A 22,103-nucleotide genomic window follows, 5' to 3' on the forward strand; every position below is an offset into this window, starting at 1 on the left:
CTTATTTGTTTAAAATCAGTCGACGATAATTTTCTATGAAGGCACTTTTTGAAAATTCGCCAGCGACTTTCTTTACGACTTTCTTAGAAAACGATTGTAAAATAGTTTGGTTCTCAAAAACGTAAGTTATCTTGTCAACAAAATCTAAAACCATAGCATCTTCTTTCAAGCTACCGTCTATGATAAATCCTGTCTCCGACTGTTCCCCCACATGATATGGGATCTCTCCAACTCCTGTGGAAATTGGAACCACTCCATAAGACATACCTTCTAATATTACCATCGGGAGCCCTTCAAATACCGATGTTACTAATAATACATGTGCCTCTTTGTAAAAGGTTCCGAGCTTTTGTTTGTCTGACACTCTGCCGGCAAGTGTCACATTTGGTGTCACTTGATTCCCAAATTCTTCAAAATCTCCTACCATGGTGAAATGAAACGGCATATTTTTTTCAAACGCTTTCTTCGCAATATCAACAAACATACGGGGACGCTTTTCCCATCCATTTCGCGAAACAAACAAAATATTCAAGGTTTTAGTTGGATACCTCCTACTATCATTAAAGTTGACCAACGGTACAGCGTTGGGGATTACAACAACCCTTTCGTTCAGATAATCCGGCAAACCAAATCTTTTATAAAAGCCTATTGTCAATTCCCTTTGTTTATTTCCCAAAACAACCCTATTATCTAGTTGGTTGACATATGGGAGCGTTCTGTGTTCCGTATCTCCGACAACATCTCCCCGGTAGGTATGTATTAAATCTATCTTTCTGATTTTATCGTCCAGAAAGGGTGCCATCAAATCAAAAAATGGGCTGTTGCAAGTGAATATTGTTAGATTACCTTTTCTATTTAAGATACGTGCGACCCTTTTCGCTACAAATTTCCTAAACGACTTTTTTGATCCAAGTCGTATCAATTCTATTAACTCCGCCGACTTTTGGTATTCGGATTTCAAATCCTGATTGTGCGACATTTCCGTCAGTATACAAACTGGAAACTGATCTTTAACTGCATTTAAAATATCAGCGTGAACCTGCTCTCCCCCCCCAGTATGATAAAAAGGAAAAAAAAAGATGATGTTACTCTCAATTTTATTAATTCTACCAATTATATGCGGGTACATAATAACTGATTTGACGGTATGGAATAGCTTCCTCATTTTTTCTTTATACATCAAGAAATACTATTATTTTTCTATAATAAAAGAATTAGTGACACTTATAATATGGCTAAATAGGGTAAAGTGATCTAGATGTAATCCCCATAATTTAACACATATTTAATCCAGTTTACGAATTCATATTTCCGCAAAATATCCTTACTAACTAAAACCATAGGGGTGTTTAAAAATTCCGCAAGATTATCGACATCCCCGTCATTCCAAATGAAGATGTTTTCAGGCCGATAAAAATCGTAAAACTTTACCATCGCGTTTGTGGTTACTAATTTCTTGCCATAACCAAGAGCTTCAAATGTACGGAACGACAGCCCCATGTGATCTTTACTGACAACGTCCACCAATACATCAGCACTCCACACCATAGGTAACATATCGTAATAATTAACGATTTTATCAATTACATCCATCCCGTTTCTTTCGATCACTTTTCTGCCGCTCTTCGAGTGGCTAAAGAAAAGGAATTTGTCGTCAAACCCTATACTATTAAATGCATCCTTTATTTGCTTAATTTTTGCCATTCGTTCTGCTTCATAACCTCCAATAAAAAACGCTGACCGGAAACTTTTATTTAAAGCCTTGCCATTACATTCATCGGCAGAACTTGGATCTATATAAAAATTGGTTAATGGTAAGAAACTAGGTTTCATATCATCTGGGTCAAAAACAAAAAACCTGTCGAAATAATTCAACCTTTTTTCGTCTACAGGGTATCTGCTAAAACCATCCCATTGGTAACCAATCATGCTGGAAGTGCGCGAACTTAAAAGCTCGAACAGCTCGATTGGAAACATATCTGGACGGATAAACAAAACATAATCGTAAGAATTTTCTAATTTGGGCAAATCCTCCAAGACTAATTTTTCCCGAAACTTCTGGATGAGCTCCTGCTTGTGGGCGTAATCATTTAAACATATCTTTCTAAAAGTGTTATACACCCTCTGCCAAACGCTACTGTATTTGAATTTTGACATGGAATCCAGAGAACATATTGTCACATCAAAACCTAAATTGGTCAGTTGAATTCTAAAAACCTCTTCAAAGCCATTATTTTTTGGCAAGGCTAGAAAAATTTTTTTACCATCAAAAATTGGCATTGTTGTATTTATTTTAGTGCTGGCTAAAGTTACGCTTCGCGCAAAAGAAAATATTCAGCTATTATTTGCCAGCATTAATTTGACTCTGAACATTCTTCGGAAGATTAATTTCCTTATAAGACCCAAAGTCAAATACATATTTTATCCAATTAAGGAATGTGTACTTATTCCTAATTTGACTTTGTACAACAAAGATAGGCTTTTCCAAGAAATCACTTAAATCCTTCGCATTGCTACCATCCCATACGAATATATTATTTGGGTGGTAGAAATCATATTGCTTTATGGATGAATTCGTTGTTATTAGTTTTTTCGATAACGACAAAGATTCAAATACACGAAATGACAAACCTTGGTGCCCTTCAACGCAGATATCAATTATTATGTCAGCGTTAACAACATTTCTTATATTCTCTAAATAACTTATTTCTTTCCTGAGAACACCGAAACCGTTAATTTGAATCTCTTTGTCTTGCTTTTTGTTTCGTTTAGAAGATACGAATATGAATTCACACTTAATTTTATGCATCTCCAACAACCGTTTAAGTTCGATCGATTGTCGAAAACGAGCAGGATCATAGGAACTTAAGAAAAAAGCAGATTTTTCAATTTCGTTCGATCCGCTAACTGACGGATAAAGACTACCGGCACAAAAGTTGGTTAAAGGCAATAAATTATCGGAAAGATCAGTCTCATCGAACACGAAGAATCTATCAAACTTTTCAATATATAAATTAACCTCATTATATCGTGATAGACCATCCCATTGGTATGCTGACATACAAGCCGTCTTTTCTCGAACAGACTCAACAAAACTTAAAGGAAACATGTCTGGACGCACAAACAGCGCATAGTCAAACGAATCGTACTTACGTAATTCCTCCGCCAAAACAGATGAGTTCCATTTTTCTATTAGTTTTCGCTTGTACAGGTAATCTCTATAAAATATTTTTCGTAAAAAATTACCTATCCTTTGTAGAAAACTTGCGTACCGAAACGAATCTATTGAAGGTGAAAAATCTTTAACGTCGAAGCCCACTTCAGACAACTCTTTAGCAAACAAATTGTTAAAGCCAAAGTGCGGAGGTGCTGCTAATAGAACGCGTTTTCCTTGAAATTCTCTCATACATCTGAGATGTTGATTTAGATTGCACAAAACTTACCGTTAGTCAAAAATCTTTTTCTTCTATACAACGAAGTAACCTCCTAAACCGCGACATCGGCTCATCCTCTAAGTAGGTCAACTTGTGGATATGTGTTGTAGCCAAAAGTTCAGTTACTGTGGAAACATTCTCGTGTCCGTCTACCAACATCCTCAACAAGTGTGAGTAAGTATCAGACTCCACAAAAGGTTTCGCCTGTTGCAGACGACCGGTAATAAGTTCGTGATATAATATCTGTAAAATAAAATAATGCCGAATTCTAGTCTGTGTTTTCCAATAATAAAGTAAAATAGCCAGCAATACGCTCACCAATTCGTTATTGGATTTCGCGAACATGATGCTCGTTAACATCCTCACTTTGAAATCGGGATCAGATGACCAATACTTCATATCGGTACTTGGCCAGTTGGATTCATCAAAAACTTTGTCGTCGCGTTGGAAGACAAAGAAATCCATTTCAAAATAACGTTTTGGCAACGCCCCTGTTAGTAAAATCGTTGCATCAATCCAAACTCCGCCGTATTTAGCTAGTAAAGCTAAGCGCAAAAGATCGGAGAAAAATACCCTTTTAAACTTCGGTTCACCAACTTCTTTCCAAACATAATCAGGAAAGTCAATGTAATCCTGAATTGTGCTATCATCCAGACGGATGATAGTATAATCGCTACAGTATTTATCTACGGAAGAAAAACAAATTTTCACCAGTTCTGGCAATTCGCCACTCATACCTTGCCCCCAATACTGCCAAACTACGGTTTTACCTTTCAAATCGGCTTTTGCCTTGATTTCATCGATCGGCAAATTACCTGCGAAATATTTATCGATAATTGGGTTCCAAAAACGAGCAATTTTATCCTGCTTTCTACGAATAAGCTTACGTTTCCCTAACGCCCATATCTTTTTCGACAAAACACCATTAGCAAAGAAATTTTTGACCTTTTTCATGCAGGAAATTTAGAATAAAGATGAAAGAATAAGTTAAATATTCCAAACCTCGGCTGCTAACCAAAAATCTTCCTCAACAAATAAGCAAATCTACCCGTATCGATTCCCGGAATTTTCAGGTTGTGCTTGCGAGAGAATTCTTTACGGAAAGCTTTGGCGTGCGACCAGTCCAAACGTCGTTTTTCGCGGTGCGCTTTATCCTTTTTGTTCATGATCGAGTTTTCACGATGGTAATACAAGTATTCCGCTCCGGGAACGACGACCACGCTTTCCGCATAATAAACTGCAGGTAGGGAGAACGTTAAATCCTCAATAAAGCGACCTTCTTCGAAACGAAGACCCTGCTGCTTAATAAAATCAAGACGAAACAGATAGCGCCAAACATAACCCCATTTCCCGACGAATGTTGCTTTCAGCTTATCCTGCGTATCATGATAAAGCGCACGCTTTTTAAACTTCCAGGTTTTAAAACTGTGCTTTTCGTTGACCATCCCGCCGCAAGCAATATCTGCATTGGTTTCTACTACAGCTGCCGCCATTTGCTCGTAATATTCCAAATTAATACCATCGTCAACATCCATGAAATGAATGTATTCGCCCGATGCAGCATCAATTCCCGTGTTTCTTGCCGCCGACAATCCACGATTCTCAGCCAAACGAATCATTTTCACTGGATACTGCAGCGCAATTTGTCCCGACCGATCGGAAGACCCATCGTCGACCACGATGATTTCGAGGTTCTTATACGTTTGGGCAAACATGGTATCCAAACAACTTTTGACATATTGTTCCCCATTGTAAACAGGTATAACAACCGAAATCAAAGGTCCTTGTGTCATAAAGGAAATACTAAATTATACGGATAATAGATCTGACCGCTCGAAAGCCGATTGTTCTGGCAAGATACTTTCGAAGGCATCCCGGATGTCCGACATCGTTTGATCAAAATTTGGCATGTGTTCGTTATCATTTAGACATACCAACTTATATTTTTGTTCGCGAATTGCGGAGGTAGCTTTCTTAGAACGAAACAGCAAAGGAAACATTTTCGTATCCTGATAGGTGTTGTACGAATCGAAATTGGATTGACATATTTGCCAAGTGCGAAACAATTCCTGCGTAAAATCTTCGGGCGAGCGAAATTTGTGTTTCGACATAGCAGAAAGTTCCGCTTCCGCGTAATCCCAAACCTCCTTAAAAGTGGATTTGGTATAGGGTTGTGCATTATGCGGCGTGCGCAACGTGATAAATTTATTGTACCAAGAAAGCAAACGCGTCAACCTTCCTTTACTTCCATAGCTCGGATCAAACCACTTATCGTGATCGCGCTTCATCACTGTCGGTTTATCAAATCGCTGATTGATCAACCGAATATTGTTCTTCAAACATTTGCTCCATAAAGACATGCCCATGTTCATGCGAAAAGCGGCGATATCTTGCGGAACACCGTTTCTAAAGAAGCGCTCGGGAGCAAGACGATCAATGATAAAGAAATCGTCGTTGAAGTAAACAAAATTCTCCGCCAAATCTGGAATGCGATGCAAATGCACTTCCAAAACGCTGGAATTAAACAAAGGCAGGAACTCCTTTGGAATATAATCTTCGTGGTGAACGAGATTGAGCTTAGGGTGATTGGCGTCCAACCATTCTGGCTTTTGACCACAAGTTACGAAGTGAATTTTCCTCACCCACGGCGCAAACTTTTCTACTCCACGAAACCAGTATTTTAGCAAACCGTGATCACGAAACCGAGCTTCAGAAACTTCGTTCTTCGCATTGTTGATCTTTCCGGAATGCTGGGCAAAGCTTTCTTGCCATATCGGATCGTTCATATCGACCCATGTGATCACAAAATCTATGTCCATACCGCCCTCCTATCTATCTCTTTTTTTGGAGTGCACTAAGATAGAGATTTTCCGTCACATGTATTCTAAGCCGTAGAAATAATGCCTATATTCGTTGTTCAACAAATGGAACGGATTTCTTAATGAACGGGCAGCCAAAACGTATTTTAATTACCGGAGCCGCAGGATTTTTGGGTTCGCACTTGAGCGACCGATTTATTCAAGAAGGTTATCAGGTAATTGGTATGGACAACTTGATTACAGGAAGTTTGCGCAACATCGAACATCTTTTCAAGCTGCCAAACTTCGAATTCTATCACCACGACGTTTCTAAGTTCGTACACGTTCCCGGGCATTTGGATTACATTCTGCACTTTGCTTCGCCGGCAAGTCCAATTGACTACTTGCGGATCCCTATCCAAACTTTGAAGGTTGGATCACTCGGTACGCACAATTTGTTAGGTTTAGCAAAATCGAAAAAAGCACGAATTTTGGTCGCATCAACTTCCGAAGTTTATGGCGATCCTTTAGTTTCGCCGCAGGCGGAAAGCTACTGGGGAAATGTTAATCCGGTCGGCCCACGCGGAGTTTATGATGAAGCAAAACGTTTTCAGGAAGCCATGACAATGGCGTATCATAATTTCCACGGTGTGGAAACACGTATCGTCAGAATCTTCAACACGTTTGGCCCGCGCATGCGATTAAACGATGGTCGAGCATTGCCGACATTTATTGCCCAAGCGCTACAAAATGAGGACTTGACCGTATTTGGCAATGGGCAACAAACGCGCTCCTTTTGCTATGTCGATGATCAGGTCGAAGGGATATTCCGCTTGCTACATGCGGAATACGCCGAACCGGTAAACATTGGAAACCCCGACGAGATCACGGTAGAACAGATGGCAAAGGAAATCATCTCACTTACCAATAGCTCTTCCAAATTGACGTATGGGGAGTTGCCTGTGGATGACCCCAAACAACGCCGTCCCGATATCCGTTTAGCAAAAGAGCTTTTGAATTGGCAACCTGCGTTTTCGCGTTTGCAAGGTTTAGAAAAAACAATTGCCTACTATCAGGCATTAGATAAAATAGATTTAAAAGAAACGACTCAAATATATTTCAAAGAAAATGCATAAGATATTAGTCACCGGGGGTACCGGATTCATTGGTTCGCACACCGTAGTAGAATTATTTCAGGCAGGTTATACACCCATCATTGTCGACAACCTTTCCAATTCGAGTATTCAGATGCTGGATCAGATCGAAAAGATAATTGGCCAACGTCCGGAATTTCATCAATTCGACTTATGCGATGAAGCAGCGACTAAGAAATTCGTAGAGAGCAATCCAGATATCAAAGGCGTTATTCATTTTGCAGCGTCGAAAGCAGTCGGCGAATCGGTAGTAAAACCGTTGAAATATTACCACAATAACTTCTTTTCGTTGATCAACTTGTTGAATGCTTACCAAGGTAAACCAATCAACTTCGTATTCTCATCAAGCTGCACCGTTTATGGACAACCTGATATTCTTCCTGTTTCTGAATCTGCACCAGTGAAGACTGCGGAATCACCCTACGGCAATACGAAACAAATTGCAGAAGAAATTTTAAGCGAAACGGCTAATGCGTATGATAATTATCAAATCATTTCGCTTCGGTATTTTAACCCTGTTGGAGCACACGCTTCTGCCTTGATCGGAGAGTTGCCAATCGGAGTTCCACAGAACTTAGTTCCTTTTATCACACAAACGGCAATCGGAAAACGTGAAAAACTGACGGTATTTGGTGGAGATTATGACACCGTAGATGGTTCTTGTGTCCGCGATTATATTCACGTAGTGGATTTAGCCAAAGCGCATGTTGCGGCTATTAAATTGCTAGAAAAAGGAAATCCCGATGGAAAATACGACGTGTTTAATATCGGTACCGGAAATGGCTACTCTGTTATTGAAGCGATCAAGGCATTTGAAAATGCGTCAGGACAAAAATTGAATTATGAAGTCGGGCCACGTCGCGATGGCGATATCGTGAAGGTTTGGGGAGATGTCTCTAAATCGACTGCTAAACTGGGTTGGACAGCACAACTCGGAATCGATGAGATGATGGCGTCCGCATGGGAATGGGAAAAATATATTCAAGAAAATCCTTTAGCCGAATAAACGTTATACTTTCATGTCTGTACACCAGCAACCAGAACTGAAAGCCGCTATATTAGGTTTGCCCGATAAGGAAAAGGACAAACTGCTAATCCGTTTGATCAACAAAGATAAGATGTTGATCAAACGCTTACATTTCCAACTATTGGAAGATGAGGCAGATTTATCCGATCGGATTGACGACCTGCGCGAAAGATTAACTCAACTTTTTGAGTTATCTACCAAATCCATTCGCAATCAAGCGCATCAAAGCAATATCATTGGCTTAACGAAGTTGATTCGCCAAGCAAACGGCATGGTCAACGAACATGAGAAAATCACCAAGCACAAACTCAGCGAAATAGAATTTCGAATTCTGATTTTACAACAATCTTTTGAGCATTTTTCGGTAGTTATTTCCCGAGAAGATCTCGCGGCGAGCAGAAAATTACATCAGTATATCGCAGGCCGTATTAAGTACATTATTGGTCATGCCAATAAATTGCATGAAGATTTGCGTTTTGACTATCAGGACGATATTCAAACACTTCTGCAAGCAAGCTATGAAACTTCCATCGGAAACTGCTTGAAGCAACATAAAATTTCAAAGGATTGGTGGTGATCCTGTGCAAAAACCAATTATTTCGTAAAACTAAATTCAACCCGTATGAGCTATGTAGCGCGAATACTACATCGATCAAAATAGAGAACTATTTATTTAAAGCTATGAATATCTTTGTCTTGAAATATGTGCGGATAGTAAACCGACAAAATCTAACATTATTCGCTGATTTTTTTGAAAAGATAACTACTGAATCCAACAATAATATCCGATAACAATGAAATATTATTTTACTTTCCTTTTGGCAGTTGTGGCGAGCTTGTCCGCATCGGCTCAGTCTTTCGAAATACGTCGTGACACATCTGTAACCACGACGACTGACAAGTTCGAGGTTGAAACAAATCGTTTTTGGCGAAATTGGTTTATAGGTGCTTCAACTGGAGCGCAATTATACTATGGCGACCACAACAAACAGATGGAATTGGGAGATCGTATCACCCCGGCATTTGAGTTTTACGTAGGGAAATTTTTCACTCCGGTTCTTGGACTTAGACTTGGAATTAATGGTTTTAAAGCAAATGGACTAACACAAAACGGCAGTTATGTGGTCGGTCCGTATGATAAACTGCCGTGGGAAGGATATTGGCTGGAGCGACAAGAATTAAATTTCATCAACATCAGTCAAGATGTTGGTGTGAATATACAAAATTTGTTTAGTGGCTATAAGCCGGAAGGTCGTTTTTACGAGCTAATTGCATATGGTGGTCTTGGGATTATGATGATTACTAAAAATAGAGACAAAACAGATGCTGGTGGTGGCCGAGAGTTGAGTGCAAATATTGGAGTAACCAATCAGTTTCGTCTAAGCAAAGCGCTAAGACTTACCGTCGAAGCACGCGCCTCCATGATTGGCGACAATTTTGATGGCGAAAATGGTAATCGTTTAAACGATGGTAATCTTCGTGCATTAGTTGGTCTAAAATATCTATTAGGAAAAGACAAAGGCTGGAAACGTCCTCAAACAGTAGAGATTTCTTACAACGAAGCGGATATACAAATGCTTCGCGCAACCGCCCAAAAATTAGCTAAAGATAATGATCAGCTTAAAAAGCAATTGGCAGAATCAAAGAATTCAACAATCACGGATATCAAAGTAGAAAACAACTTACTCGTTGCACCAATTTTGGTAACGTTTAAAATAAATGAGAGCATCGTAAGTAATGAAGCGCGAGTGAACTTAGGATTTTTTGCAGACATTATTAAGCAAGGAGATTCTAACATCAAGTACAACATCACTGGATATGCAGATAGTGGTACGGGAACTCCACAGATTAACGACAGGTTGAGCCGTGAACGTTCGGATGCGATTTATAATGTTTTAGTCAGAGAGTTTGGGGTATCACCAGGACAGCTTAACAAAATATACAAAGGCGGCGTGGAAAATATGTATTACGACGATCCTCGACTAAGCCGGGCAGTAATCGTGATTGCAGACTAATAGCACAATCTTTTTACACGCAAATAGCCAGTGTCTCTACAAAGGACACTGGCTATTTTGCTATATTTAGCCCTTTAATTAACCAAATTCTAATATGTTAAAACAGGTAATACCTTTTATTGCCCTTTTGGCCGGACAAGCTTTGGCTGTTCACGCTCAAGAGGAAACGTTGCTCCTACGCAATCCCAGCGTAAGCGACAAACATATCTCCTTTGTGTACGGCGGCGACATTTGGATCGCAGATAAGAGCGGTCAAAATGCACGTCGATTAACCGTAAATCCAGGTGTAGAGCAAAACCCAATTTTTTCACCGGACGGTTCACAAATTGCCTTTACCGGAAACTACGACGGAAACACCGATGTATATGTCGTTTCCACGCAAGGTGGCGAACCAAAACGAGTGACACATCATCCTGCGGCAGATGTCGTTCGAGGGTGGATCAACAACGATGAAGTGTATTTCACAACAGCGCGCGAATTTACCTATTCTTTGGGTTCTAGATTGTACAAAACCAATTTGGAAAAAGGCACCGATCAACCATTGACGATGCCAGAAGCTTATCAAGGATCTCCATCTGCAGATGGCCGCTATTGGGCGTATATCAAAAATGGCGATCCAACGGAACGCGACCGTGTAGCTTTCAAACGCTACCGCGGGGGCGGCATGCCGTCCATTTGGATTTTCGACGCTAAAACCCATCAAATTGAAATTGTACCGGGCGAAAACTGCAACGATGTGAAACCTGTTTGGTTGGGCGATTACGTTTACTTCCTATCTGATCGCGACAAGACGGTAAACATTTACAGTTACCACATCAAAACCAAAAAGGTCGAAAAGTTAACGAACTACAGCGATTACGATGTTCGCTCCTTACAAGGCCGTGGCAACGAATTGGTTTTCGAGTACAATGGAAAAATTAATCTGCTGCAAACGAGCTCAAAATCCGTTACCGCGTTGGCGATTCATATTCATCCGGATGCGATGTACAAACGTCCGCACTATGTAAAAATGAAAGATGGCATTCGCGGATGGAACATCTCTCCTACCGGACAGCGCGCTTTATTCGAATCGCGTGGCGAAATCTTCTCCGTTCCTAAGGAAAAAGGCGATGCGCGCAATCTATCGAATTCTCCAGGTACACACGAGCGTTTTCCTGCTTGGTCGCCAGACGGAAAATGGATTTCATTTATATCGGATAAAAATGGAAAATATGAATTGGTTCTTCGCGACCAAAAAGGAGAGAAAGATCCAGTTTACGTGACATTAGGCGAAACGGCTTATTACTTCCAACCGACTTGGTCACCGGATAGCAAGAAGTTGTTCTACAACGATGCGCATTTGAATTTGTATTATATCGATATCGACACTAAAACGCGTGTGAAAGTGGATGATGATTATTTAGCATCACACACAGGACGTACTTACAATCATTTTCAACCGAATTGGTCATCCGATTCGAAATGGATTTCTTACATAAAAGCGTTGCCGAACGGTGTTACTGCCGTATTTATGTACAATTTGGACACCAAAAAATCACAACAAATTACTGATGGAATGAGCGCTGTTCGTCAGCCGATATTTACGCGGGATGGCAAATATTTGGTTTTTCAAGCAAGCACAAATACGGGTTTAACGAATTCTGGCTTGCACATGACCGCCTACGATCGCAGTCCGGAATACGCCACTTATGCCTTTATTTTGTCGAGCGAAACGCCATCAATATTTAAAAATGAAAGCGACGAAGAAACGGTAAAAGCCGAAAATTCCGACGACGACAAGAAGAAAAAGGACGACAAAAAAGACACCGATAAAAAATCGGATAAGGACGATAAAGGAGACGAAAAGGAAAGCAAAACAACCAAAAGCAAAGACATCAAAGTAGACTTCGACCAAATCAATAACCGCATTATGGCGCTGTCTATATCCAATATTGGTCAATTGAGCGGATTAGTAGATGGCATGTTGGTATACACGAAAGGTCGCAGCATCTATTCCTACGATTTGAACAAGTTGGAAGAGAAGAATTTGATCGACAATGTCAATGGATTCATCATCAGTGCCGACGGTAAAAAAATGCTTTATGGAAATCGCGATGGATATTACATTGTTGATGCTGGCAAGAAACCAGCAGGAACACCTGAGAAATTGAAAATCGACGATGTGCAGCAGCGCGTTGATCCGGCAGCCGAATGGAATCAGGTTTTCAACGAGGTTTGGGCGATGCAAAAAGAGTTTTTCTATGTAGAAAATATGCACGGCGCCGATTGGGATGCGATGAAAACAAAATATGCAAAGTTCTTGCCTTACGTAAACCATCGTTCCGATTTAGGTTATCTGTTAAACGAAATGATGGGCGAAATGGTTGTTGGTCATAACTACATTTATCCGGGCGACGAACCTTCTACGCCATCTGTTTCCGCAGGTGTTCTCGGTGCAGATTACGAAATCAGCAATGGCAGATACCGTATCGCGAAAATCTATTCGCGCATGGACTGGAATCCATCATTCAAAGCACCTTTGGCCGAGCCAGGACTGCGCGTGAAAGAAGGCGATTATATTTTAGCTGTCAACGGACAGGAATTGACTTCGGATATTGATATCTACAGCTTATTCGACAATACGGTAGGTAAGCAAGTTACTTTGAAAGTGAACAGCAAAGCTTCTTTGGATGGCGCGCGTGAAATCATCGTTAAACCAATTTCCTTTGGAAATGAATTCGGTCTACGTCGCCAAGCTTGGGTTGAAAAGAACCGCGCGAAAGTGGACGCTGCCAGCAACGGACAGATTGCTTATGTATATATGCCGAACACGGGTCGCGAAGGATACGATTCGTTCAACCGCTATTACTTCTCGCAAATGGACAAAAGAGCATTGTTAATCGATGAAAGAAACAATGGAGGAGGTTCGGTAGCAGATTATGTTATTGATTTGCTTTCTCGCGAACTGATCTCTGGCTGGGGAATTCGCGACGGACGTAGCTTTACCACGCCAGGAAATGGCATTTACGGCCCGAAAGCAATGATTATCAACGAAAATGCCGGATCCGGGGGGGATATGATGCCATATATGTTCCGTTTCAAAGGTTTGGGTAAACTAGTCGGACGCACCACGATGGGTATTTTGGTCGGTATTTCCGGATATCCACCATTGCTGGACGGCGGTAGTATCACTTCACCAAACTTCGGCGTGTTCGATCTAAAAGGCAATTATATCATCGAAAATGAAGGTGTTGCGCCGGATATTTTCGTTGAACAAATGCCGAAAGATTTGTTGGATGGCAAGGATCCACAATTAGAGCGCACCGTGAAATTGTTATTGGAGGAAATGAAATCCTATCCATATCAAGAAATGAAAAAGCCGGCTGATCCGATTCGGGTTAACTAATCTTTTCACTTAACAGGAATTCACAAGCTGTCCATGAAAATGGGCAGCTTTTTTAGTATTTTGCGACATATGCAACGTCTTATTTACCCAACCAATTCGCCCGGAATTTCATTTCTTATTCTGATTGGCTTCACGCTGATTTGCGCTTTCGTTTCGCAGGTGCTTGTTTTAATGATCTATGCGCTCGCTTCAGGTGACGCAGCCGGCGTGCTTAGCAGCAGCATGAATATGGGTAGCGCAAATGGAAAGCAAGTAGGATTATTTCATTGGCTGTTGGGCGCGAGCAGCGTTGGCACATTTATGCTCCCGGTTCTCGTTTTGCAATTCATCGAGCGCAAAAGCCCGATCAACTATTTACCATTCGCTGTCCAAAAATCTGGCTGGCTATTTCTGATTGCCGTGCTATTCTTGTTTGCCTTTAACCCGTTGCTGAGTTTAGTTTCTGCTTGGAATATGGATATGCAACTTCCAGAATCCTGGTCGGCAATGCAGGATTGGATGCGCGCAAAGGAAGATGAAATGGCTAGGTTGACTGAAAATTTAGTCATGAATGATTCTATTTGTAACTTGATGATCAATCTGTTGGTTATTGCCGTATTGCCTGCCATCGCTGAAGAATTCTATTTCCGTGGTGCTTTACAGAATATTTTAGGGCGATGGATTGCAAATAAGCACGTGGTAATTTGGCTAACTGCAATCATCTTCTCTGCTATTCACGTGCAGTTTTTTGGGTTTCTTCCTCGTATGTTTTTGGGCGCCATGTTTGGTTATATGCTCGTTTACAGCAAAACATTATGGATCCCCATTTTAGCGCATTTCTTGAACAATGCCAGCGTGGTCATCGTAGCATTTTACTATCATAAGCAAGGCAAAACGTATGAGCAATTGATGGCCGACAACAGCTATCACGTCGGCCTTTATTTTCTGAGTTTGGTTGCGAGTGTGGCATTAGGTTGGTACTTTTACAAACTGTCATCTAAACAAAACACCAACAAATGGAACCAGGCTGGATAAAAATCAAGACCTTCGGCATCGTTGTAGAAGCCGAGATCGTAAAAAACATGTTGATTGAAAATGATATTCCGGCCGTGGTTGTGAATAAACAGGATGTTTATGTCCGCTTTGGCAACGTAGAACTTTACGTGCAAGATGGCAACCAAGAGGCAGCATTACAATTGATCGACGAACAATCCGAAAACACCAACGATTAATGCTACAACGCGCCATAACCGGCTCCATTTTCGTCGCCGTTTTAATTGGATCCGTTTTATTCGGACCGCTTTCTTTCACTATCTTTTTCTCGCTAGTCGGTGTCGGATGTTTGTACGAATTTTTCGGCATGGTACGTCAACAACAAGACGTCCTTCCAGTCAGGAGTTTAGGATTATTGGCTGCGATTTTTCTTGCGACGGCGCTTGGGTGGAACCATTTACAGGATTTACCCATCAAATATATCTTATCGGCAATCCCTATTTTTTGCGCAATCTTCATCATTCCACTTTATCGCGGTAATGCAAAACCATTTCACGATATCTCGTACACATTAGGCGGATTGTTATATGCTACCGCTCCATTTTTGTGTTTCGTAGCATTGGGATTTGTTCGCGGAGATTATCAGCCTTATATTCCGCTTGGCTTTTTATTTATGCTTTGGAGCAATGATACAGGCGCATATTTGGTCGGACGAAGTTTTGGTAGAACCAAACTTTTCGAACGCATTTCACCGAATAAAACTTGGGAAGGTTTTATTGGTGGATTGATTTTCGCTGTAGCCGTTTCTGCGGTAATGGCACATTTCCATCCGATTTTACCATTATGGCAATGGATCGCCATCGGCTTAACGATCGGAATTTTCGGAACATTGGGCGATTTAGTAGAATCCATGCTAAAAAGGACATTGGGCGTAAAAGATTCTGGCAATATCCTACCTGGACATGGTGGTTTATTGGATCGATTCGATGGATTGCTGATTTCTGCTCCATTGGTGTATGTATTTTTGGCACTGATATAACCTTTTGAATTATGCGTATTCAACCAGCTACTTTTGCTTTCTTATCGGATTTGTCGGAAAACAATAACCGGGAATGGTTTCAAGAGAATAAAAATCGCTACGACGATGCGCAACAGAATGTTAAGGATTTCGTGCAAGCAATCATCAATCGCTTGTCCGACATTGATCCGCATATACCCAAAGATATTAATCCCGGCAAATGCTTGTTTAGAATTTATCGTGATGTGCGATTTTCGAAGAATAAAGCACCTTACAAAAATTGGTTGGCTGCTGGCATTTCGGTGGATGGACGGAAACTGGACGGTCCAGAATACTATATCCATATTGAACCCAACAAAATATTCATTGCTGTTGGATATTGGCGACCAAACAAAGCACACCTCGATTTAATTCGCCAGGAAATTGATTACAATGCGGAAGAATTAATCATAGCATTGAAAAAAGGAAAGCGTGATTGGACAGATTTGGATACAGAAGACAAATTGGTGCGGCCGCCTGCCGGCTACGAAGCAACACATCCACATATCGATTTATTGAAACTGAAAAGCTTCACATTGCATCATCAGATATCGCAAGAAGTGATGGAAAGTGAACGAGCTTTGGACGAAGTAATTTCGTGGTACGAATCCTGCCTGCCATTCAAGAACTTCATTCACATGGCGATCGAGCAATAATCGATCAATAAGGAAAACTAATTTTCCCCATACAAACAGCCGGCGCACCATCCATTTCACCGATCGCAGTTGGAGAACCAGCAACGGTTTCGTTCGCTAGCACCGCGAACAATGCCGCTTCTTTCGCATCTGGATTGAAGCCAATCTCCTTAAATGATTTTACGGCAACGCCGATGCTCGACAGATGATTTTTGATCCCAGAATAGATCAACGGATTATGTAAACCGCCGCCGCTAATATAAATCGTAATCGGCTTTTGATCTCCACTTTCCGACAATTTCTCCAGCACGTGCTGAATCGCACCCACGATCGTTTCCACTGTATAGGCCGAAAGCGTGGCCATCACGTCGGCATGATTCTCTTGTTGCAAGCCTTCGTTGGAAAACATGCTTTTCAACAACGATAAATTGAATAATTCGGGGCCAGTTGTTTTTGGAAATGCCTTACGAAGAAATGGCACAGCAAGCAACTGATTTAATAACGCTTGGTTAATGTGTCCTGATTTTGCCAACGCTGCATCGCGATCCATTTCCTGACCTACATATTGTTGCATGTATTGATCCATCATCGTATTCCCAGGACCAATATCTGAGCAGTAACAAGAAAGATCTGATGTAGAAGACGGCAAAAATGTAAAATTGGCGATTCCGCCAATGTTCAATAAAACACGATGTTCGTTGTCAGCTGTGAATAACAAGCGATCGCCATAAACGACGAGCGGCGCACCTTCTCCTCCAGCGGCGATGTGCTTTTGTCGAAAGTCTGAAATTGTAATAATTCCTGTTCCAACTGCGATGTGATCACCGTCGCCAATTTGCAAAGTGCTGTTGATTTGCTCATTGCCCAGCTTCCCTTTCGGACCGTGATACACGGTTTGTCCGTGGCTGGCAATCAAATCCACATCATCCGCGGATACATTCCATTTCTGTAAAGTAGCATTGATGATATCCGCATGGAACCGACCGATGTAGGCATTCATCGTACTGAAATGTGGTTGTGAGATTTCTGCCTTCGCAAATAGCTGACGAACTTGCTCGCGAAAGCTTTCGCTATACGCTATCGTGATAAATTGGACAAGCTCAAGCACAGTGCTTGTTCCGTTTCCGCGAACGAGACAAAGTGCCAAATCCAACCCATCCAACGATGTTCCGGACATTAATCCTAAGATCAATCTTTCCTCTTTTTTCGCAATATGATAAAGCTTTTTGACCTGCGTGTTCATTAAATAAAGTTACAGCTAACTTTTGGATTGTCGTCCGATAATGATAAATTTGAAAAAACTTAAACAGAAAATGAATTTTCCAGCAGATTTAAAGTACACAAAAGATCACGAATGGGTTCGTGTTGAAGGTGACGAAGCCGTGGTTGGTATCACAGATTTCGCACAACGTGAATTGGGCGATATCGTATTTGTAGACATCAGCAGTGTTGGTGAAGACGTAGCAGCAAACGAAGTTTTCGGCACAATTGAGGCCGTTAAAACGGTTTCTGACCTATTTATGCCCGTACAGGGAACAGTTCTTTCTGTCAATGAAGCGATTGACGCTTCCCCAGAATTGGTTAACAATGATCCTTACGAAGCTGGCTGGATTATCCGCGTTAAATTGAGCAACCCGGATGATGTAAATGGTCTACTTTCGGCAGAAGAATATCAAAACGAAGTAGCTTCTTAATCGCTCACTTTTAATACAAAATAAGAACGCCATCTCGAGAAAAGATGGCGTTCTTATTTTATACTGTTTCGATCGAATGATCAACGAAATTAGATCAAATTATATTTTCTCCATCACCACTTTGTTGGTGATTGCCGTACCTTGTGCGTCGATTTTTGATGTGATTTCAGATTTCACAATAACAAATGTTTTTGGATCATATAAGTTGTAACCATCTGCGCTGATAGAAACTTGCGCTGCACCTTCCGCTGGAGCTGAAGCCACATTAACACGAATCAAACCATTTTCCTTACCTGCATAAGTCAACTTATACGTGACATCCATTCCCAATTGCTCATTTGCGACCGACATATCCCAACTTTCGCCTTCAGCAATTTCCTGCTCTGGAAAACTTGCCGCACTAAACATGGATTTAATATCGCCTAAACCAGCAAACGCTTCTGCGTTCTCCACTTCAAGCACTTCGGCACGCTCATTAATTTTTACATTAATGTCCTTTTTCAACAACGGAGCAAATTGCTGACCTAGCTGTTGAGATACCGGATTGCTATCATCCGGATTTTCCGAATCGTAGGTCATCATCATCATTTGCATATTCATGTCCATTTTAATGGACTCGATTTGCGACACCACATTGTAAACATTGTCGGCGCCTTTATCTTTTACCGTTTGAGACATTTTCATGGTCATATCCATAATCATGGATTGTTCGCCTTCGATATCCATATTCATCGAGGTATTGTAGTTCATTGCCTCGCCAACCGGTGGATTATATCGAAAAGAAACCTTTTCTTGCGCCTGCGTGCCCAATGCAACAGCCATAAACAAACAGAACGATAATTGAAGTTTTTTCATGCTTAATTTTATACTAAAATGATTGTCAATGTTTAAATATACCAATAAAAGTCGGCTTTACGGTAAAAAACAAAACCTCTAAGCTTGCGGACTTAGAGGTTTTATATGCTATAACGTTTACGTGAAACGCTTATTTCTTCAAATAAGAAACTTCCTTTACCGCTTTAACTACTTTCGTGATGCTAGGAAGCGTGGCTTCTACTAGAGTAGGCGCATAACCCAAAGGTACATCAGCCGAAGTAACGCGAGTTACCGGAGCATCTAAATAATCGAAAGCATCTTTCTGAACGCGGAAAGAGATTTCCGAAGAGATTGACGCTAAAGGCCAAGCTTCTTCTACAACCACTAAACGATTTGTTTTCTTTACAGATTCGATGATTGTTGCGAAATCGATTGGACGTACAGAACGCAAGTCGATCAATTCAACACTCACACCTTCTTTTTCTAATTCTTCAACCGCAGGAATTACCACGCGAGGAACCATTTTACCGAAAGAAACGACAGTAACATCCGTACCTTCTTTAACTACTTTCGCTTTACCAATCTCAATGTAGTATTCTTCCTCAGGCACTTCACCTTTATCGCCATACATCACCTCAGATTCCATAAAAATAACTGGATCCGGATCGATGATCGCTGATTTCAATAATCCTTTTGCATCGTAAGGGTTAGAAGGAACAACTACTTTCAAACCTGGTGTGTTCGCGTACCAGTTCTCGAAGTTTTGGGAGTGCTGAGCCGCTAATTGACCGGCATTTCCTGTCGCTCCACGAAATACGATTGGACAAGCGAATTGTCCACCACTCATTTGGCGGATTTTAGCCGCCGCGTTGATAATCTGATCGATCGCAACCAAGGAGAAGTTGAACGTCATAAATTCGATGATAGGTTTTAAGCCGTTCATCGCTGCACCCACGCCAATACCAGTAAAACCAAGCTCTGCAATTGGTGTATCAATAACGCGTTTAGCGCCAAATTCGTCAAGCATACCTTGGCTCACTTTGTAAGCTCCATTATACTCAGCGACTTCCTCGCCCATTAAAAATATCGTATCATCTTTACGCATTTCTTCGCTCATCGCTTCGCGAAGCGCTTCTCTGAATTGTATTTCTCTCATCAGTATTAGTGAATAGTCTGTTTTTCCAAGCAAATCTACTACAATTTATCGAATTATGGTAGTGTGCTCCAAGTATTTTAAGCGATCAGGACAGCAGGCTGTGCAGGTATCTTTGTAGCCATTCGTTCAACTTTTCAACGGCCAACGGCATATTCCAACTACTTGTGTTGCGCCGCTCTACGTAATTAGAAACTGCCCTGACCTGCATAACGGATACCCCTTTTTTCTTCGCGGCAAAAAGAACCGCCGCGCCTTCCATTGATTCCAACACCGCGCCATCCAATCTTTTAGAAAGCATTTCGATAGAATCATTATTGCCATGAACGGTATTTACGGTAATTGCTTTCACATCGGGCAAACCAGTCGGTGGCAAATTGGTTAAAACGCCTACCTTAAAAACACTTTCGGCCAACCCCATTTCTTCTATTGGCAAAAATTGCTCGCCATCTTCTGCGCCCAACTCAATCAGTCGATCTGCCGATACTCCTAAGACATCGCCAATCTGGATAGCGCGGGAAAACGATCCAGCAACGCCCACATTAAGAAGCAAATCGTACTGCGTTTGAGCCAAACGTTCACCCAGTGCAAAGGCGGTTTCCACCATGCCTACGCCAGTTATCAAAACATCGATGCCCTGTTCTTTCAAAAACAATAAAGAAGGTTGGACCTCTCCAGATGTTGCGGCAACTATTAATATTCTCATCCGAAAATTCAATTTTAGCAAACGGCAAAGTACCCTTTTTTCCTGTATATTTGGCATATGGTCTTTATAACGCGTCGCGAACGTTTCAGTGCAGCACATCGATTATTTCGTCCGGAATGGTCGGATGAAAAGAATTTGCAGGTATTTGGCAATTGCTCCAATCCAAATTGGCACGGCCACAATTATGAGCTTTTCGTCACGGTAAAAGGCGAGGTGAATCCGGAAACAGGTTTTGTGATGGATTTAAAAGTGATGAAGAACATCATCAACGAACACGTCATTCAGCATGTTGATCATAAAAATATCAATTTAGAAGTGGCATTCATGCAAAACAAAATGGCTTCTACCGAGGTGATTGCACAGTCCATTTTTGAGGTATTAAAACCAGCCTTCGATCAGGAAGGCGTTTTATTGCATGCAGTACGACTGCACGAAACAGAAAACAATTACGCCGAATATTTCGGTTCAAATTCCCAATAATTAAGAATACATGAATAATTTACACCACGTTGACGACGATGACGACGAGTTCGAAGGATACCGTAAAATCGATCAATACAACACGAAGGATGTAGAACGTATTGCATCACACTATACGGATATTTTAGACGCTTTAGGCGAAAAGCCGGAGCGCGAGGGATTATTAAAAACACCCGAACGCGTGGCGAAAGCACTGCAATTTTTAACGCATGGCTACAATGTAGATGCAGCCGCAGTCTTAAAAAGTGCGATGTTCGAAGAAGAATACAGCCAAATGGTGGTGGTTAAAGATATTGAAATCTACTCGATGTGCGAACACCACATGCTTCCTTTCTTCGGAAAAGCGCATATCGCATACATCCCGAACGGACATATCGTTGGACTGAGTAAAATCCCCCGCGTCGTAGAAGCTTTTGCGCGCAGACTGCAGGTACAAGAACGCTTAACAAACGAAATTCGGGATTGTATTCAGGACACCTTGAAACCACTTGGCGTTGCAGTAGTGATGGAATGTAAGCACATGTGCATGGCTATGCGCGGCATACAAAAACAAAATTCGGTAACCACCACTTCGGCATTTACCGGTGCTTTCGAAAATGACGTAACTCGCTCGGAGTTTCTGCGTCTGATCACTGCATCTTTAGATTAAAAAACACCACTCAATACACGATGCGCCGTGAAAAGCAGGCGCATCGTGTTACAAAAAATACCTTAGCAAGGTGCTGACTTTTAACTCGTTAACAATTTTTAACTTGTCTATCTAGTTGGAATATTTAT

Annotated in this window: 22 protein-coding genes; 12 read left to right on the forward strand and 10 right to left on the reverse strand. The window is 41.3% G+C overall.

Features of this window, described 5'->3' with window-relative positions:
• Nucleotide 1 precedes the first annotated feature (1 nt).
• From ACFSQ3_RS03975 to ACFSQ3_RS04000, 6 genes are all read right to left on the reverse strand, one after another.
• Nucleotides 2–1,180, reverse strand: coding sequence for a glycosyltransferase family 4 protein (locus ACFSQ3_RS03975; protein ID WP_380867700.1), 1,179 nt, complete (start codon nt 1,178–1,180; stop codon nt 2–4).
• A 74-nt stretch (nt 1,181–1,254) separates the two neighbouring features.
• Nucleotides 1,255–2,280, reverse strand: coding sequence for a hypothetical protein (locus tag ACFSQ3_RS03980; protein ID WP_380867703.1), 1,026 nt, complete (start codon nt 2,278–2,280; stop codon nt 1,255–1,257).
• Nucleotides 2,281–2,341: 61 nt separating this feature from the next.
• Nucleotides 2,342–3,169, reverse strand: a complete 828-nt coding sequence (locus ACFSQ3_RS03985) for a hypothetical protein (protein ID WP_380867705.1) — start codon at nt 3,167–3,169, stop codon at nt 2,342–2,344.
• Nucleotides 3,170–3,449: 280 nt separating this feature from the next.
• On the reverse strand, nt 3,450–4,388 hold the full coding sequence (locus ACFSQ3_RS03990; RefSeq protein WP_380867708.1) for a capsular polysaccharide synthesis protein: 939 nt from the start codon (nt 4,386–4,388) through the stop codon (nt 3,450–3,452).
• Between the two features lie 56 nt (nt 4,389–4,444).
• Entirely contained in the window at nt 4,445–5,227 is a 783-nt protein-coding gene (locus tag ACFSQ3_RS03995; RefSeq protein ID WP_380867710.1) for a glycosyltransferase family 2 protein, read from the reverse strand.
• A 15-nt stretch (nt 5,228–5,242) separates the two neighbouring features.
• Entirely contained in the window at nt 5,243–6,253 is a 1,011-nt protein-coding gene (locus tag ACFSQ3_RS04000; protein ID WP_380867712.1) for a Stealth CR1 domain-containing protein, read from the reverse strand.
• A gap of 122 nt (nt 6,254–6,375) precedes the next feature.
• On the opposite strand from ACFSQ3_RS04000, the gene ACFSQ3_RS04005 reads away from it, so the two are divergent.
• The 9 genes from ACFSQ3_RS04005 (at nt 6,376) to ACFSQ3_RS04045 (ending at nt 16,498) form a co-directional block, all read left to right on the forward strand.
• Nucleotides 6,376–7,368 (forward strand): UDP-glucuronic acid decarboxylase family protein, encoded by a 993-nt coding sequence (locus ACFSQ3_RS04005; RefSeq protein WP_380867714.1) that lies wholly within the window; start codon nt 6,376–6,378, stop codon nt 7,366–7,368.
• The gene (gene galE / locus ACFSQ3_RS04010) at nt 7,361–8,392 is read left to right on the forward strand and encodes a UDP-glucose 4-epimerase GalE (RefSeq protein WP_380867715.1); all 1,032 of its coding nucleotides are present in this window, start codon (nt 7,361–7,363) and stop codon (nt 8,390–8,392) included. Before ACFSQ3_RS04005 ends, galE begins: the two co-directional genes overlap by 8 nt.
• Nucleotides 8,393–8,405: 13 nt before the next feature.
• Nucleotides 8,406–8,990 (forward strand): hypothetical protein, encoded by a 585-nt coding sequence (locus ACFSQ3_RS04015; RefSeq protein WP_380867718.1) that lies wholly within the window; start codon nt 8,406–8,408, stop codon nt 8,988–8,990.
• Nucleotides 8,991–9,207: 217 nt separating this feature from the next.
• The gene (locus tag ACFSQ3_RS04020) at nt 9,208–10,428 is read left to right on the forward strand and encodes an OmpA family protein (RefSeq protein WP_380867720.1); all 1,221 of its coding nucleotides are present in this window, start codon (nt 9,208–9,210) and stop codon (nt 10,426–10,428) included.
• A 94-nt stretch (nt 10,429–10,522) separates the two neighbouring features.
• Entirely contained in the window at nt 10,523–13,813 is a 3,291-nt protein-coding gene (locus ACFSQ3_RS04025) for a S41 family peptidase (RefSeq protein ID WP_380867722.1), read from the forward strand.
• A gap of 69 nt (nt 13,814–13,882) precedes the next feature.
• Nucleotides 13,883–14,827, forward strand: a complete 945-nt coding sequence (locus ACFSQ3_RS04030; RefSeq protein ID WP_380867724.1) for a CPBP family intramembrane glutamic endopeptidase — start codon at nt 13,883–13,885, stop codon at nt 14,825–14,827.
• Complete coding sequence (locus ACFSQ3_RS04035) at nt 14,809–15,024, forward strand: putative signal transducing protein (protein WP_380867725.1); 216 nt, start codon at nt 14,809–14,811, stop codon at nt 15,022–15,024. Before ACFSQ3_RS04030 ends, ACFSQ3_RS04035 begins: the two co-directional genes overlap by 19 nt.
• Nucleotides 15,024–15,824, forward strand: a complete 801-nt coding sequence (locus tag ACFSQ3_RS04040) for a phosphatidate cytidylyltransferase (RefSeq protein WP_380867728.1) — start codon at nt 15,024–15,026, stop codon at nt 15,822–15,824. Before ACFSQ3_RS04035 ends, ACFSQ3_RS04040 begins: the two co-directional genes overlap by 1 nt.
• 11 nt (nt 15,825–15,835) lie before the next feature.
• A complete protein-coding gene (locus ACFSQ3_RS04045; RefSeq protein ID WP_380867729.1) occupies nt 15,836–16,498 on the forward strand; it encodes a DUF2461 domain-containing protein in 663 nt (220 codons plus the stop codon).
• Between the two features lie 4 nt (nt 16,499–16,502).
• Here ACFSQ3_RS04045 and ACFSQ3_RS04050 read toward each other — a convergent pair whose 3' ends face one another.
• The gene (locus tag ACFSQ3_RS04050; RefSeq protein ID WP_380867731.1) at nt 16,503–17,720 is read right to left on the reverse strand and encodes an anhydro-N-acetylmuramic acid kinase; all 1,218 of its coding nucleotides are present in this window, start codon (nt 17,718–17,720) and stop codon (nt 16,503–16,505) included.
• Between the two features lie 70 nt (nt 17,721–17,790).
• Here ACFSQ3_RS04050 and gcvH point away from each other — a divergent pair, with 70 nt between their 5' ends.
• Complete coding sequence (gene gcvH / locus ACFSQ3_RS04055) at nt 17,791–18,171, forward strand: glycine cleavage system protein GcvH (RefSeq protein ID WP_380867734.1); 381 nt, start codon at nt 17,791–17,793, stop codon at nt 18,169–18,171.
• A gap of 99 nt (nt 18,172–18,270) precedes the next feature.
• Here gcvH and ACFSQ3_RS04060 read toward each other — a convergent pair whose 3' ends face one another.
• The 3 genes from ACFSQ3_RS04060 to mqnB all read right to left on the reverse strand — a co-directional run bounded on the left by ACFSQ3_RS04060 (nt 18,271) and on the right by mqnB (nt 20,945).
• Entirely contained in the window at nt 18,271–19,026 is a 756-nt protein-coding gene (locus ACFSQ3_RS04060) for a DUF6263 family protein (protein ID WP_380867735.1), read from the reverse strand.
• Between the two features lie 130 nt (nt 19,027–19,156).
• Nucleotides 19,157–20,143 (reverse strand): pyruvate dehydrogenase complex E1 component subunit beta, encoded by a 987-nt coding sequence (locus tag ACFSQ3_RS04065; protein WP_380867738.1) that lies wholly within the window; start codon nt 20,141–20,143, stop codon nt 19,157–19,159.
• 85 nt (nt 20,144–20,228) lie between these two features.
• Nucleotides 20,229–20,945, reverse strand: a complete 717-nt coding sequence (gene mqnB / locus ACFSQ3_RS04070) for a futalosine hydrolase (protein ID WP_380867740.1) — start codon at nt 20,943–20,945, stop codon at nt 20,229–20,231.
• Here mqnB and ACFSQ3_RS04075 point away from each other — a divergent pair.
• Together ACFSQ3_RS04075 and folE are read left to right on the forward strand one after the other, a co-directional pair.
• Complete coding sequence (locus ACFSQ3_RS04075) at nt 20,904–21,326, forward strand: 6-pyruvoyl trahydropterin synthase family protein (RefSeq protein ID WP_380867742.1); 423 nt, start codon at nt 20,904–20,906, stop codon at nt 21,324–21,326. The genes mqnB and ACFSQ3_RS04075 overlap by 42 nt on opposite strands.
• Before the next feature lie 10 nt (nt 21,327–21,336).
• A complete protein-coding gene (folE, locus tag ACFSQ3_RS04080) occupies nt 21,337–21,975 on the forward strand; it encodes a GTP cyclohydrolase I FolE (RefSeq protein WP_380867745.1) in 639 nt (212 codons plus the stop codon).
• Nucleotides 21,976–22,103: the final 128 nt, after the last annotated feature.

Origin of the sequence: Sphingobacterium corticis, assembly GCF_042684745.1 — a bacterium.
Lineage (GTDB): Bacteria > Bacteroidota > Bacteroidia > Sphingobacteriales > Sphingobacteriaceae > Sphingobacterium > Sphingobacterium corticis.

Excerpts from the sequence above, each read along its gene's own strand:
- ACFSQ3_RS03975 (WP_380867700.1), bottom strand. The coding sequence starts at position 1,180 with ATGTATAAAGAAAAAATGAGGAAGCTATTCCATACCGTCAAATCAGTT.
- ACFSQ3_RS03980 (WP_380867703.1), bottom strand. The coding sequence starts at position 2,280 with ATGCCAATTTTTGATGGTAAAAAAATTTTTCTAGCCTTGCCAAAAAAT.
- ACFSQ3_RS03990 (WP_380867708.1), bottom strand. The coding sequence starts at position 4,388 with ATGAAAAAGGTCAAAAATTTCTTTGCTAATGGTGTTTTGTCGAAAAAG.
- ACFSQ3_RS03995 (WP_380867710.1), bottom strand. The coding sequence starts at position 5,227 with ATGACACAAGGACCTTTGATTTCGGTTGTTATACCTGTTTACAATGGG.
- ACFSQ3_RS04000 (WP_380867712.1), bottom strand. The coding sequence starts at position 6,253 with ATGGACATAGATTTTGTGATCACATGGGTCGATATGAACGATCCGATA.
- ACFSQ3_RS04005 (WP_380867714.1), top strand. The coding sequence starts at position 6,376 with ATGAACGGGCAGCCAAAACGTATTTTAATTACCGGAGCCGCAGGATTT.
- galE (WP_380867715.1), top strand. The coding sequence starts at position 7,361 with ATGCATAAGATATTAGTCACCGGGGGTACCGGATTCATTGGTTCGCAC.
- ACFSQ3_RS04015 (WP_380867718.1), top strand. The coding sequence starts at position 8,406 with ATGTCTGTACACCAGCAACCAGAACTGAAAGCCGCTATATTAGGTTTG.
- ACFSQ3_RS04020 (WP_380867720.1), top strand. The coding sequence starts at position 9,208 with ATGAAATATTATTTTACTTTCCTTTTGGCAGTTGTGGCGAGCTTGTCC.
- ACFSQ3_RS04025 (WP_380867722.1), top strand. The coding sequence starts at position 10,523 with ATGTTAAAACAGGTAATACCTTTTATTGCCCTTTTGGCCGGACAAGCT.
- ACFSQ3_RS04030 (WP_380867724.1), top strand. The coding sequence starts at position 13,883 with ATGCAACGTCTTATTTACCCAACCAATTCGCCCGGAATTTCATTTCTT.
- ACFSQ3_RS04035 (WP_380867725.1), top strand. The coding sequence starts at position 14,809 with ATGGAACCAGGCTGGATAAAAATCAAGACCTTCGGCATCGTTGTAGAA.
- ACFSQ3_RS04040 (WP_380867728.1), top strand. The coding sequence starts at position 15,024 with ATGCTACAACGCGCCATAACCGGCTCCATTTTCGTCGCCGTTTTAATT.
- ACFSQ3_RS04045 (WP_380867729.1), top strand. The coding sequence starts at position 15,836 with ATGCGTATTCAACCAGCTACTTTTGCTTTCTTATCGGATTTGTCGGAA.
- ACFSQ3_RS04050 (WP_380867731.1), bottom strand. The coding sequence starts at position 17,720 with ATGAACACGCAGGTCAAAAAGCTTTATCATATTGCGAAAAAAGAGGAA.
- gcvH (WP_380867734.1), top strand. The coding sequence starts at position 17,791 with ATGAATTTTCCAGCAGATTTAAAGTACACAAAAGATCACGAATGGGTT.
- ACFSQ3_RS04060 (WP_380867735.1), bottom strand. The coding sequence starts at position 19,026 with ATGAAAAAACTTCAATTATCGTTCTGTTTGTTTATGGCTGTTGCATTG.
- ACFSQ3_RS04065 (WP_380867738.1), bottom strand. The coding sequence starts at position 20,143 with ATGAGAGAAATACAATTCAGAGAAGCGCTTCGCGAAGCGATGAGCGAA.
- ACFSQ3_RS04075 (WP_380867742.1), top strand. The coding sequence starts at position 20,904 with ATGGTCTTTATAACGCGTCGCGAACGTTTCAGTGCAGCACATCGATTA.
- mqnB (WP_380867740.1), bottom strand. The coding sequence starts at position 20,945 with ATGTGCTGCACTGAAACGTTCGCGACGCGTTATAAAGACCATATGCCA.
- folE (WP_380867745.1), top strand. The coding sequence starts at position 21,337 with ATGAATAATTTACACCACGTTGACGACGATGACGACGAGTTCGAAGGA.